The 13,246-nt window shown below is 44.0% G+C and carries 11 protein-coding genes; 8 read left to right on the top strand and 3 right to left on the bottom strand.

The window, feature by feature from the left end; genetic code table 11:
* Positions 1–17 precede the first annotated feature (17 nt).
* The gene (locus tag QUB11_RS20655) at positions 18–278 is read right to left on the bottom strand and encodes a hypothetical protein (protein WP_333391584.1); all 261 of its coding nucleotides are present in this window, start codon (positions 276–278) and stop codon (positions 18–20) included.
* Positions 279–533: 255 nt separating this feature from the next.
* On the opposite strand from QUB11_RS20655, the gene QUB11_RS20650 reads away from it, so the two are divergent.
* On the top strand, positions 534–851 hold the full coding sequence (locus QUB11_RS20650; protein WP_333295280.1) for a helix-turn-helix transcriptional regulator: 318 nt from the start codon (positions 534–536) through the stop codon (positions 849–851).
* Positions 852–1,037: 186 nt separating this feature from the next.
* On the opposite strand, the gene QUB11_RS20645 is transcribed toward QUB11_RS20650, so the two are convergent.
* Positions 1,038–4,385 carry an EAL domain-containing protein gene (locus tag QUB11_RS20645; protein ID WP_333391582.1) on the bottom strand — a complete coding sequence of 1,116 codons (3,348 nt, stop codon included), beginning with the start codon at positions 4,383–4,385 and terminating at the stop codon, positions 1,038–1,040.
* 342 nt (positions 4,386–4,727) lie between these two features.
* On the opposite strand from QUB11_RS20645, the gene QUB11_RS20640 reads away from it, so the two are divergent.
* The 7 genes from QUB11_RS20640 (at position 4,728) to QUB11_RS20610 (ending at position 12,990) form a co-directional block, all read left to right on the top strand.
* Complete coding sequence (locus QUB11_RS20640; protein ID WP_333204136.1) at positions 4,728–5,306, top strand: hypothetical protein; 579 nt, start codon at positions 4,728–4,730, stop codon at positions 5,304–5,306.
* Between the two features lie 351 nt (positions 5,307–5,657).
* Positions 5,658–6,695 (top strand): M28 family peptidase, encoded by a 1,038-nt coding sequence (locus QUB11_RS20635; protein ID WP_333204134.1) that lies wholly within the window; start codon positions 5,658–5,660, stop codon positions 6,693–6,695.
* A 183-nt stretch (positions 6,696–6,878) separates the two neighbouring features.
* Positions 6,879–8,753 (top strand): ABC-ATPase domain-containing protein, encoded by a 1,875-nt coding sequence (locus QUB11_RS20630; RefSeq protein WP_333204132.1) that lies wholly within the window; start codon positions 6,879–6,881, stop codon positions 8,751–8,753.
* Positions 8,754–8,898: 145 nt separating this feature from the next.
* Complete coding sequence (locus QUB11_RS20625) at positions 8,899–11,259, top strand: FHA domain-containing protein (RefSeq protein WP_333204130.1); 2,361 nt, start codon at positions 8,899–8,901, stop codon at positions 11,257–11,259.
* Positions 11,260–11,318: 59 nt separating this feature from the next.
* The gene (locus QUB11_RS20620) at positions 11,319–11,801 is read left to right on the top strand and encodes an SRPBCC family protein (RefSeq protein WP_333204128.1); all 483 of its coding nucleotides are present in this window, start codon (positions 11,319–11,321) and stop codon (positions 11,799–11,801) included.
* A gap of 5 nt (positions 11,802–11,806) precedes the next feature.
* Positions 11,807–12,256, top strand: coding sequence for an EVE domain-containing protein (locus QUB11_RS20615; protein WP_333204126.1), 450 nt, complete (start codon positions 11,807–11,809; stop codon positions 12,254–12,256).
* 146 nt (positions 12,257–12,402) lie between these two features.
* Entirely contained in the window at positions 12,403–12,990 is a 588-nt protein-coding gene (locus QUB11_RS20610; RefSeq protein ID WP_333204124.1) for an REP-associated tyrosine transposase, read from the top strand.
* 51 nt (positions 12,991–13,041) lie between these two features.
* On the opposite strand, the gene QUB11_RS20605 is transcribed toward QUB11_RS20610, so the two are convergent.
* A partial coding sequence (locus QUB11_RS20605) for a hypothetical protein (protein WP_333391581.1) occupies positions 13,042–13,246 on the bottom strand: 205 nt, incomplete at its 5' end.

The raw sequence follows: 13,246 nt of genomic DNA, 5'->3' as shown, positions 1-13,246 counted from the left end.
GGCGATCGGCTGTTACCTTAACTGCGGTGGCGCGAGCAAATGCCGATCGCCCGCAAAACAGCTTTTCGCACTTCTGGATGAGATTGCTCAATACCGTTAGACCGAAAAATCCAGTGTCCGCCGCCCGCGTGTTCCAGCAAAATTCTCTTTCCATCGGGCAAAACTATTTGCCACAAGTTTAAAACGGAGGTTTTAACTAGCTTGCACTGAATTTCGCGCAAGTTGGTTTCCATGAGCTTGAGTTGATGCAGTACCTGATTTTGTGCCGCTGATTTCATGGGATTTTCACTCCTGATTTAACGCTTGTGAGAGAAAGGGGCTTGGTTCTGCAAGTCCAAACCCCAGCAGGTTAAGGGGTGTGCAGGTGTTTGCGAAAACACTTGCACTAATGGGAGACACTATTGTTAAGGCGGTTTGAGCAAGCTAAACACCCTATGTCAGGCCCGCCCGACCGCCTTTTGTCGTGTCTATAAAAGCAAGCATACTTGCGTAAATCCTGTTTGTCAAGTGTGCTTGCTTTGTTTTGCTGATATATGTCCAGAAAGAAGCCCAATCAAGATCCAAATACCAAGCCAGCCTTGCAAGTATTGAGAGAGGCTGTCGGTTTAACTCAATCTCAACTCGCAAGCCAAATCCCCGATAAAACAGGAGCAAAAACTTTAACTCGACAGGCGATTAGCAATTGGGAGCGAGGACTTGATGCCCCTGAGCTGACAATTCCTCAAGTTAAAGCGCTGTGTCACGCTTTGGGCAAGAATCTTAACGAATTGCCCGACAACTTAGGCCCGCCGAAGCGCTCTAGCAGTGATGATGTTGGGGATGCACCGCAGGAAAATAAGTCGGGAGACTAAGATTCACAGTCAAGAACTATAACTTTCGGGGGCGCACGAAGCACCTGATCCCTATTGGTGGGTGAGGCGCGCCGATTAACTATTGTCAGCAATAGATAAATCTTGAACCGCGCCTCACCCACCCTACAATTGACTGATGACTGATGAGGAATGACTAATGACTAATAACTAATGACTAATGACTAATTAAGCAATTTTCACTGGTTGCAACTGAGAATTTACCAATAGCTTCTTAGCATCATTGGCTGATAGTGCAGGGCTGAAATAATAACCCTGAATTTCTTGACAGTGGAGTTCGCGCAAACACTCCAACTGCTCTTTAGTTTCTACTCCTTCGGCTACCACGCTCAAGTTCAAATCTCGCCCCAGGGTCGCTACAGCCTTGGCGATCGCCCGTTCGCACGGATCAGTCGTCAGTCCGCTGACAAAGGATTTATCTATTTTTAATATATTCAAGGGAAACTTTTTGAGATAATTTAGAGAACAATAACCCGTGCCGAAATCGTCCAGCGCAATTTGCACTCCCATATTCTGCAACTCCCTGAGAACTTTTGTGGTATAATCCACATCTTGCATGGCTGTAGTCTCGGTAATTTCTAACTCTAAATACTTGGGTGCTAAACCGCTTTTTTCCAAGCAGTTCGCTACCATTTCTAATAAATTAAATTGCTGGAACTGCCGAGCCGAAACGTTGACTGCTACCCGCAAATCTGGCTCCAAAGCATCCTGCCAAGCTTTATTTTGATTGCAGGCAGTTTGCAGCACCCATTCCCCAATAGCTACAATGAGTCCGTTCTCTTCGGCGATCGGAATAAATGTCGCGGGAGTAACTAAACCTAATTGTGGATGTTGCCAGCGTAGCAGAGCTTCCATGCCCTGAATTTGCCAAGTAGTAATGTTGACTTTTGGCTGATAGAAAACCTCAAATTCTCCTTGTTCTAAAGCCTCGTGCAGCCTGTGTTCTATAGTTAGTAAATTGCTACCTTGGGGATTAATTTTTGAAGTATATAACTGATAGTTATTTCTTCCCATTTCTTTAGCGCGGTACAAGGCGGCATCGGCATTTTTGACTAAAGTTTCGGCATCTTCGCCATCATCGGGATAAAGGGCAATGCCGATGCTGCTGCTAACATGAAACGGTTGTCCTTCTAGTTTAAATGGTGGCTTTAAATTGTTGAGTATTCTTTGAGCTGTTTTAACTGCATCTTCTAAGCAATTGATGTCGGGAAGCAGTATGGTAAATTCGTCGCCTCCCCAGCGGGCAACCGTGTCAGTCGATCGCAAAGTGTCGCTGATGCGTCCGGCAAAACCTTCTAACAGGCGATCGCCCGCAGCGTGACCTAGTGTATCATTAATCTTCTTGAACCTGTCCAAGTCTAAAAACATCACAGCTAGCATTTTTTGGTTTTTTTTAGCTTGTTTTAAGGACGCCAGCAGCCGCTCGTTAAAAAGTATCCGGTTCGGTAAACCGGTGAGTTGGTCATAAACAGCTTGATACCGAATAATTTCTTCAGCTTGCTTGCGCTGAGTGATATCCATCATCGTGCCGATCGCCCTTACTGCTTGGCCACTTTCATTGCGGATGATATAGCCGCGATCGAGCACAAAAACATATCCCCCGTCTGCACGGTGAAAGCTGTATTCTTCCGACCAACATTGAGCATCAGAGTTCATTGTTTGGTTGAAGCTTAACATCACTCTTTCCCGTTCTTCGGGATGAATATTTAGCCACCAAGATTCTAATTCTATCGTCTGAGTTTCGTTTAGTTTGTATCCAAAAACTTTTTCAAATTCTTCGCTCAACCAATACTCATTTTTTAACAAATCAAAATCCCATACTGCATCATTCGTCGCCCGCGTCAGCAGGTGAAAGCGTTCTTCGCTTTTGCGTAGTTTTTCTTCGGATTGCACCCGTTCCGTTACATCCCGAAAGCTGAATACTCGACCAGTAATTTTGCCTCCCGTGCGCTGGGGCAACGAGTAGCGCTCGAAGATTCTGCCATCTGTCAACTCGATGAGATCGTAACTTTCTGCTGCAGGGCGATCGGACAATTCTTTAGCACGATTGAGAAATATTTCCGGGTATTTTAACTGGTTGATTCCAAACCCCAAAATTTGGTTGTTATCTCTCAAATCAACCAGCAAATCCGGCAACTGCCACATTTCTGCAAATTTACGGTTAAAGCTGACAATTTTTCCTGCACTGTCAACCGCCAGAATACCGTCAGCAGTAGATTCAATGGTTGCTTGAAGCAACGAAAGAGATGTTTCTAGTTCTAACTCTGCTAATTTGCGATCGCTGATGTCAAACGCTGTGATTAATATTGAGGCTTTTTTTTCAAATTTTATAATATCTACAGTTGCTTCAATCCAGCGCATTTTTCCAGTTTTCGTGAGTATTATTAATTCATATTTTGAGCCTGGAATTGAGCGCGCATGGCTGGATTTACCCCATTTTTTAACTATTTCTAGAAAATCTGGATGAATTAAATCGTATAAATCCAACGCTAGCAATTCTTCACGAGTATATCCTGTCAGAGCTTCTGTCTGAGCATTGACATAGCGCAACTGTCTGCGGTTATAGATAAATGCAACAGCATTAACAGTTTCTATCAGTTGGCGAAACTTTTTTTCACTTCGTCGCAAATTTCTTTCAGCCCGCTTGCTATCAGTAATATCTTGTGCTATATATAACTTGCCGCTGACCTGGCCTTGACCGTCGCGAATAGTTGAAATAGAAAGCAGTACAATTATTTTTTTTCCATCTTTGGAAAGGTAGACTTTTTCCACGTTGTGGACAGAACCTTCGGCTGTTAAACTTGCTAAATCTAACTCCGGGGCTGGTGATTCACTTTTCTTAAAAAGTCCGGCTATTGGTTTGCCTAACAACTCTTTTTTCGAGTATCCCAAAAGTTGACAGGTAGCTTGGTTTAACGACAGGATATGACCGCCGGGGGTGGTCGCAATTATCGAGACGTTCATTTCCTCGCAAATATCGAGAGCATATTCGGCAGTTTGCTGCAAATCTTGGGTCATTTGGGCAATGGTATGCCAGATATCCTGGTGCTTTTTTGGATACAACACTTTTTCTCCTTTTGGTAGCTTGTCATTTTCTGTTTCAGACTTCGGCTTGATTAACCTCATCGTCTTGGATAAGCTATTTACTGTTTTACCCCTGAGCAATAATGAGATTACTAAACAAATAAAAACCAGAGAATAACTGATTATTCTTAACCTAATAGTAGGTTTTTTTCTGGAATTTTCCTGAGATGGTATATAATTATCAATCGGTAATTTTACTGGTTTAATTTGGGATAATTTATCCCAAAATAATGAGGCGCTTGTAGAAGTAAGGGGGCGAGATGCCGATCGCAAATAGCTATGTTTCTGAGACCGAATCAAAATCCCTTCTACAGGGGGAGTGCCCTGCCCATCTCCTAGACTTGTCGGTAATGTTTTCGGATTTATGCCACATTCCACACCAAAAACAGCAACCGCTAAATATCCCCACACTAATTGAAAAATTATTTTCATTTGCTCTATTTCCTAATTTTAAATATTTTTTTTAGCCATCATAAATTTCAAAAATTTTAGCAGAAGTTTCTCTACCAGAGGAAAACGCAGCCACCCTGAATTTATGTGGATTTGTAAATTAAAATTTACCAAGCTAATAATTTAGCTTTATAACTAATTACAATTTTAATCTTAATTTAAAATGTGTCATCAGCCATTGTGCCACAAATTATCCGCCATTCTGCCTAGACACCGGGTGGGAGCGCGCTAAAATTAGATAATTCCCGCAAGGAGGCGACCGGGATTTGTTAGAAAAATAAACAATTAGCTTAAAATCGATGCAGAGGTCCCCTAATTGAACCCATGAGTCAGACCATCCCAGAACTCCAAAAAGAAGTCCGCGCGCTGCAAGCAGAACTTACCGCCCTGCAAGAGTCGCGGGAAAAACTTGGCCTACAGCGCTCTGAGTGCCGAGTGGCAGTCAGTTTTCCCAAAAATAATACTCCTGAAGCCATTGCCGAGTTCCACCAGCAAACTGCTGCTTTTGGGGAGCAGTGGTTGCAGCAAATCCAGGAAATTGACCGAGAGACTAAAAATATTGAAAAGCAACTGCAACAAAAACAGGCTTTACTCAATTACAAGCAAGGTGAACTAGAAAAAGTGGTGGCCGGAGAGCACTGGCAAGAACTAGAAAACAAAGTTCAAACCGGGGAAAAGCGCTTGCAAACACAAGCTCGCAGAATCAATCAAGCAGCAGCGCAATTAGAGGCAGAAATCCAAGCTTTGAAAGCACTCTACGACCAACTAAATCCAAGTTATTCCGAGTGGTTTCAACAACCAACTCAAATAGTAAAATTTTCAGCCACAACTATTCCTTACGCTGTTCCCAGCAGCAGCGGGTTAATCTTGGAGAATAAGGAGATTGAGTGGGAAAAAAAGTAGTTTTGGATTGTAAATTTAAAAGGTAAATTAGTGACTTGAATGTCGCCGTCGAACGCTCAAATAAGCAAGACAGATTCGACGGCAACATCCCAAGGCTTTTACCTGCTTTTTCAGAGATAAAATACAAAACTGCCTCTGGCGCAGTTAATTTTAATAGTTTTGAGTTTCATTTTTTGAAACAGGTTTATTTTTAACTGTGGTGTCAATATAAATCTAAAATATAACAGTTATGAACGCATAAACCGGGTTTTACGAAAAGATTTTGTGGCTGCCCTTGCTTCCGCTAAAAAACCCGGTTTATGGGAGTGAGGAGTGCGTAAGCCTTGTCTAAAATTTCAAATAGACTTACTAATGAAACAATTGATTTGGATAGCGCTATTTATTGTGGTTGCGGTGACGGCGGCGGGTTGGGGTTCTCACTCGTGGCAGCGGTTGTCGGCTGTACCAGAAGTGGGAATCGATCGCAATATCCACACTTCCCAAAACCCGTCTCCCTTACCGCTTCCTGCTGAAAAAAATGCAGTTTATCTGCCCCAAATTGATCCGTCTCGGTTGTGGAAACACGTCGAGACTTTAGCAGGAGAACGCGAGGGAGAACGAGCTCGCTCTTTCACGAGAGACTACATTTCCCAGCAATTGCAAATATTAGGATTTTCCGCAAAGTTGCAGCAGTTCGATCGCGGAATCAATGTCTTCGCTGAGAGAAAAGGCACTGACTCAAACGCGGGTGCAATTTTAGTGGCAGCACACTACGATACTGTACCAAACTCCCCAGGCGCTGACGACAATGCGACGGGAGTTGCAGTAGTTTTAGAAGTAGCAAGATTGCTGGGTTCTCGTCCCACGCCTCGGACATTGCAAGTAGCTTTTTTCGACAGGGAAGAACTCGGACTTTTAGGCAGTTTAGCATTTACAGGTAGCGACGCGCGGTTAAAAAATTTGCAAGGAGCGATCGTCCTGGATATGCTAGGTTATGCCTGCCGCACGCCCGGATGCCAGCAATATCCCGAAGGATTGACAGCGCAACCTTTTCTAGAAGCATCGGGGGTGACATCTCCCGACAAAGGCGAGTTTATCGCTGTGATTGGGGATGCGGAACATCCGCTGCTATTGAAAAGTTTTGCGGAGTCTGGAAAAGCCGATTTGCCGCCTGTGGTGGCGCTGCCGGTTCCCCTGAAAGGGTTGCTGACTCCCGATGTTTTGCGGAGCGACCACGCGCCTTTCTGGTATAAAGGAATTGGTGCTGTGTTGGTGACGGATACTGCAAATTTGCGATCGCCCCACTATCACCAATCTAGCGATACATTAGCAACTATCGATCGACCTTTTTTCGCCGGTTCTGCTCAAATTGTTGTTAATGCCACGGCTAAATTATTGGAAATTCGGTAATCTACTCGTTACCAGGCTCTGCCTGGTAACGCATATCCGGAGGCTCTGCCTCCAATTTTCCCACACCAAGCAAGCGAGGCAGAGCCTCTGGACATCGGTTCCTAGGCAGAGCCTAGCAACCAGCTAAATAACTAATAACTAATAATTAATAACTAATAACTAATAACTAATAACCAATAACCAATGACTAACAAAGAAAGCCTGCAACGGCATTTACTGCAACTAGACAATCGAGGCTACAAAGCCTACAAAGAAATTCAAGGTAACTACGACTTTTCTGAATTCACATTAATTATTGATTACGTGCAGGGAGATCCGTTTGCTTCTCCCAGTAAATTTAGAGTCATAGTTCCGCCAAACATTGCTCAAATTCCCCGCGAACTTTTCAACTCTCGCAGTCGAGAAATAGCCTTGCGAGATTACCTAACTCGCCAGTTTGACAAAGCAGCACACAGCATCAGCAGCAAACGCGGCACTGGCAAAAGCGGTATGATTGCAGTGACTCGGTTCGGACAAGAAGTTTTAGAACGAACTTCCGCATTTATCATTTCCTCAGCTCGATCAGATATCGGAGATTTAGGAGGAGTTGAACTGCGATTTGCCGTCGGACTTCCAGCGGGCGGACGTAGTATTTTAGGGCGACAAGCTGCTGAAATGCTGTGCGAAGATATTCCGCAAATTGTCAGCAATTCTCTCAAATATTCTCACTTAAATGCTGCCGAATGTCGCCGTCACGTTGAAACTGTAGAAGATGCTGACTGGCTGCGGCAGCAGTTAGCTCAAAACGGATTAGTTGCGTTTGTTGCTGACGGTTCTATTTTACCCCGCCGCAGCGGTGTTGACAACCGTCCTTTGTTAAATAATGCTGTGGCTTTTCAGTCGCCGCCGTCGTTAAAAGTTGACTTTAATTGTCCGAATCGCGGTTTGATTTCCGGTATGGGTATTCCCGCTGGCATTACTTTGATTGTTGGCGGCGGCTATCACGGAAAATCAACTTTACTCAGGGCGATTGAGTTGGGAGTTTACAACCGAATTCCGGGCGATGGTCGCGAATTTGTGGTGACTAATCCGGCGGCGGTTAAAATTAGAGCGGAAGATGGCAGAAGTGTTGCGGGAGTTGATATTTCGCCTTTTATTAACCACTTACCGCAAGGTAGAGATACTGCACAATTTTATACGGAAAATGCGAGCGGTAGCACGTCGCAAGCTGCTAATATTATTGAGGCTTTGGAAGGGGGGAGAAGGAAGTTCGGCAACGGATTCTGTAACGGATTTAACGGATGTCACTCCGATGGAAGTCGGAAGAAGGAAGAAGGAATAGGGAATAAGAAACAGGAGAGAAGTAAAAAGGAAGAGGATTTAGTGCCTGTTTTATTGGTGGATGAGGATACGGCGGCGACTAATTTTATGATTCGCGATCGCCGAATGCAGGAACTCATCGCTAAGGATAAGGAACCGATTACGCCGTTTATTGATAAAGTTAAACAGTTGTACGCAGATTGCGGCGTATCTACTATTTTAGTAATGGGGGGAAGCGGCGATTATTTTGATGTGGCGGATACTGTGATTTCAATGGATAATTTTCAAGCATATAATGTGACGGAAAAAGCTAAAGAGATTGCTAAAAATTACTCGATTAGCCGTGCTGCTGAAGGGGGAGAAATTTTTGGTGAGATTACTCAAAGAGTGCCGATTCCTGCTAGTTTAGATCCGAGTCGGGGACGGCGAGATGTGCGGGTGAAGGTGCGGGATGTTGATGAATTGGCTTTCGGAACTGAGGATATTGATTTGGGTGCTGTTGAGCAAATTGTGGACAGCGGACAGTTAAGGGCGATCGCTGCGGCAATGGTTTATGCTAAGCAGCAATACATGGACGGGAAACGCACTTTGTCGGAAATCATAGATTTGGTGATGGCAGATATTGACGCGCAGGGGATGGATATTTTATCGCCTTTTCCTGAAGGGGATTTTGCCATGTTTCGGCGCTTTGAATTGGCGGCGGCAATTAATCGGCTTCGCAGTTTGTCGGTTGTTGCCAAAATGACTGTTGACTGTTGACTGTTGACTGTTGACTGTTGACGGTTGACTGTTGACGGTTGACTGTTGACTGTTGACTGTTGACTGTTGACTAATGACTAATGACTAATGACTAATGACTTTTTGATATGCTGACAAAAGTGAGTGCAAAAACCGCGATTGAAGTATGACAGGCAATATAGGACAACTGACTGCTTTAAGCGATCGACCGTATTTAGTATTAAGCAATCAAGGTGAGGTTTTACAGTTAGAGTTAAAACAGCAGCAGCACGTATTGGGGCGCGATCGCACTCGTGCGGATTTAGCCATTCCCGAACCCTGGCGCGCAGTTTCCGGCGTTCACGCTGTTTTGCGCCAAATTGGGGATAATTACTGGATTTACGACGGTGACGGGCAGCGGCCGAGCACTAATGGCTTATTTGTCGATCGCACTCGCATCACTCCCAATGACGGTTATTGTCTGAAAAACGGCACAGAAATTAAAATCGGTCTCGATCCTCAAAATCAAGTTTTGCTGACTTATTTTAATCCGCTGGCGAATCAGGTTGCTGTCCCTAGCAAGCAGTCAATTCTTCTTAAGAATCGGTCGGTTTTGTTGGGCCGCGATCCAAACGCTTCGCTGCAATTAGATGCGCCGCTTGTTTCTAGACGCCACGCCACAATCGACCAAGACAGTCGCGGCAATTATATTTTGCGAGACTACAGCGTTAACGGGGTTTTTGTTAACGGTCAGCGAGTGACAAATTCTCTACAATTGTCCGAGGGAGATGCAATTCGGATTGGCCCGTTTACTCTAACTTACCGCAGCGGTGAGTTGCAGATGCAAGACTCCGGCCATCAAATTCGTTTGGATGCTGACAGTCTGGTGATTCCGAAACGTTTGGATAACATCACTTTGGCGATCGAACCGGGGCAGTTTGTGGCTTTAGTCGGCGGTAGCGGCGCTGGTAAATCTACTTTAATGCGGACGCTTTTAGGCATCGAAAAAACTACTAACGGCGCTGTGTTTCTCAATGGCGACAACCTGCGCCAAAACTTCAATATTTACCGCAATCAAATCGGTTATGTGCCTCAAGATGATATTGTGCACGCAGATTTGACAGTAGAAGAAGTCTTGAGTTATGCAGCTAAATTGCGCTTACCTCCCGATACAGATGTCAAGCAGGTAGTCGCAAAAACTTTAGAAGATATTGAAATGAATCACCGTCGCAAGGCTTTGGTAAAACAGCTTAGCGGCGGACAGCGGAAGCGGGTCAGTATTGGAGTTGAACTGTTAGCAGATCCGAAACTTTTCTTTTTAGACGAACCGACTTCAGGACTCGATCCGGGTTTGGATAAGAAGATGATGCAACTGCTGCGAAAGTTGGCAAATCAAGGCCGGACGGTGATTCTGGTGACTCACGCGACGGCAAATATCACGATGTGCGATCGGATTGTGTTTATGGGTCGCGGCGGACGGCTTTGTTACTTCGGCCCTTCTCGTGAAGCGCTCGATTTTTTTGATGTCAAAACTGGCGATTTTGCCGACATTTACAACGAATTAGAAACAGGAGAAATCAACGTTCAAAGCTGGGCAGAAAAGTTTAATAAATCTCCCTACTATCAGCGCTATATTGTCAATCACTTCAGCACAGGAAACGCTAATGCAAAAATACCTTCTGCACCTTATTTACCAAAATCTCAATCTTTTGTAAAACAAGTCGTTTTGCTGTCCCAGCGCTATTTTCAACTCGTTTCCCGCGACTTAGTAAACTTGAGTTTAGCTCTTTTAACGGCTCCGATAGGCATTAGTTTACTGCGGCTAGCCGTCAGAGATAAAGACCCATTAATTGGCGCAGCGGACGCAACTTTAGCACCTTTAGCGTTGCGAGTTTTGTTTGTATTTACCTGTGCAGCGATTTGGGTAGGACTGGCAACTTCTCTGCAAGAAATTGTTAAAGAATCTGCTATTTATCTGCGCGAACGTTTGGTCAATTTAGGATTGTTTGCTTATTTAGGTTCAAAGTTTTTCATACTTTCCGGTTTGGCAGTATTGCAAACACTGTTAATGGTAGGAGTTATTCTGATTGCTTTTAAACCCCCCGAACCGAGTTTAATTTCCTGGCTTCTGGGAGCAGCTATTACCACATTCCTAACTTTAATGAGCTGCATAAGCCTTGGATTAGTCGTTTCCGCGATTGTTAAAAATAGCTCTCAAGCTAATAGCGCTTTGCCTCTATTATTGCTGCCTCAGATTATTTTTTCGGGAGTTTTGTTTAAGATGGAAGGTGCGGCGAGCAAGTTTTCTTGGCTGATGTTAAGCCGCTGGTCTGTAGGTGCTTACGGCTCTTTAGTTAATGTGAATGGGATGGTGCCCGCGCCTACTACATTACCGGATGGGAGTACGCTTCCTCAGCCGTTTGAGCCTACTCCTGTTTACGATCCAACCTGGGAGAATTTGGGTTTAAACTGGGGTATTTTGTGCGTGCATATTTTTGTTTATTTGATGTTGACTCTGTGGTTGCAGAAGCGGAAGGATATTTTATAATTAAAATTACCCCTTTTTAACTCACAGTTCATTATCAAATTACATCCTTAGAGAGATAAATGTTAGTTAAAACCCACGCATTAGTAGAAATCGCTGCATCGCCTGAAGTAGTTTTTGATTTTGTTACCTCCCTTTCAAATCTGCCCAAAGTCTTTCGCGGATATGGCCCAATTCCAGCAATTATTAAAGCTGAGATGGCAGATGGTGGAGAGATGCGTGAAGGCGGCGTGCGGCGGATAGAAAATTCCGACACTTCGGTGATTGATGAAGAAATCATTACTTTCAAAAAGCCAGAAAGACAAACCTACCGACTGGTTAGAGGGTTTAAGTTTCCGGTTTCTCTACTCATTGAGTCGGGTGGCGGAGATTGGAATTTCACTGCTACAGCAAAGGGAACTCGGATTGATTGGGAGTTTTATTTTATGCTGACTTCTCCGGTATTCTATCTCGTTGGGTTGTTGCTCGTTCAGGTTTTTATGCAAAAAGCTATGCAGCAGTGTTTAGATACTATTCAAGAATATTTGGCTAACCCAAGCGAATAAATTGTATGAATTATTGGCTAATGAAGTCGGAACCGGATGTTTATAGTATTGCGGATTTGAAACACGATCGCACTTCCATTTGGGATGGCGTTCGCAACTATCAAGCGCGCAATTTTATGCGAGAAATGAGTCGGGGAGACTTAGTATTTTTTTACCATTCTAATACTAAAATACCGGGAATTTTCGGGTTAGTGCGCGTCGTGGAAACAGGGATTGCTGACCCAACTCAGTTCGATATGAATAGCGAATATTACGATCCTAAATCGCAGTTAGATGCTCCTCGCTGGCAAACAGTGAGAGTTGAGTTTGTTGAGGAATTTGCTAAGTTAATATCTTTGGATGAACTGAAACAAAAATTTAATGCTGATGAGATTTTGCTGGTGAGGAAAGGCAATCGGTTATCGGTGATGCCGGTATCTGAAGGTGCTGCTGAGAAGATTTTGAAGATGAGATGAGTTGTGACCATTTAACTTGCATATTTTGGGCGGGCAAGATGCCCACCCCACAATGCTTAAAGACTTTACAAAAATCATCGGTAAGGGTCTAGAAATTTGGCTTTTTTTAGGCTATTTTATACTAAGTTGCGGTTGTACTTAGTCATATGATTCGCGAAAATTTGAGTCAGGCAAGCAATCAGGATTTGGGCGGGGAAGATGCCCACCCCACAGGTCAATATCAGCTTTTTGTGGGACAGGCTTCTAGTCTGCCCCTTAAACTCAGAGATGCTCAATTAAAAGTTACTTACAGAAATTTACCTCATTGGGAGTTAGAAGGATCGGTCTATTTCATCACTTTTAATACTTGGGAGAAGCTGGAATTAAATCCAGCGGCGAGAGAAAGTGTCTTCAATGCTTGCAAGTTTTTTGATAGGCAAAGGTATCAAATATTTTGCTTAGTTGTAATGCCTGATCATGTGCATATGCTCATGCAGCCTTTAGAAAAGTCGGATAATAAATTCTGGTCGCTCAGCAGTATTCTGCACAGTATGAAAAGCTACAGTTCTAAACAAATTCCCAAGGTGATGAAGCATATTGGTACTGTCTGGCAGGATGAGCGACATGACCACATTGTCAGAGATGAACGAGAATTTCAGGTTTTTTGGGAATATATTAGGCAAAATCCTGTCAAAGCTGGTCTTTCAGTGACTCCAGAGGAATATCCTTTTTTCTGGCAAATGTATGAAGTTTAGCTTTTTCTGAATTTCTTGTGGGGTGGGCCGAAGAGCCCGCCCAAGCTTCAGTCACAGGCAAGATGCCTGTCCCACAAATATTTCACAGGCAAGATGCCTGTCCCACAAATATTTGCACAGGCAAGATGCCTGTCCCACAAATATTTGCACAGGCAAGATGCCTGTCCCACAAATATTTGCACAGGCAAGATGCCTGTCCCACAAATATTTGCACAGGCAAGATGCCTGTCCCACAAATATTTGCACAGGCAAGATG

The sequence above is a fragment of the Microcoleus sp. B6-A1 genome (assembly GCF_036705085.1).
Taxonomy (GTDB): Bacteria; Cyanobacteriota; Cyanobacteriia; order Cyanobacteriales; family Microcoleaceae; genus Microcoleus.
Note: the sequence above shows the minus strand (reverse complement) of the source record. Positions and strands in the feature narration are given on the sequence as shown.

Coding starts and splice junctions, on each gene's coding strand:
- QUB11_RS20655 (WP_333391584.1), bottom strand. CDS start 278: ATGAAATCAGCGGCACAAAATCAGGTACTGCATCAACTCAAGCTCATG.
- QUB11_RS20610 (WP_333204124.1), top strand. CDS start 12,403: ATGATTCGCGAAAATTTGAGTCAGGCAAGCAATCAGGATTTGGGCGGG.
- QUB11_RS20635 (WP_333204134.1), top strand. CDS start 5,658: ATGAAACAATTGATTTGGATAGCGCTATTTATTGTGGTTGCGGTGACG.
- QUB11_RS20650 (WP_333295280.1), top strand. CDS start 534: ATGTCCAGAAAGAAGCCCAATCAAGATCCAAATACCAAGCCAGCCTTG.
- QUB11_RS20615 (WP_333204126.1), top strand. CDS start 11,807: ATGAATTATTGGCTAATGAAGTCGGAACCGGATGTTTATAGTATTGCG.
- QUB11_RS20645 (WP_333391582.1), bottom strand. CDS start 4,385: ATGAAAATAATTTTTCAATTAGTGTGGGGATATTTAGCGGTTGCTGTT.
- QUB11_RS20625 (WP_333204130.1), top strand. CDS start 8,899: ATGACAGGCAATATAGGACAACTGACTGCTTTAAGCGATCGACCGTAT.
- QUB11_RS20640 (WP_333204136.1), top strand. CDS start 4,728: ATGAGTCAGACCATCCCAGAACTCCAAAAAGAAGTCCGCGCGCTGCAA.
- QUB11_RS20620 (WP_333204128.1), top strand. CDS start 11,319: ATGTTAGTTAAAACCCACGCATTAGTAGAAATCGCTGCATCGCCTGAA.
- QUB11_RS20630 (WP_333204132.1), top strand. CDS start 6,879: ATGACTAACAAAGAAAGCCTGCAACGGCATTTACTGCAACTAGACAAT.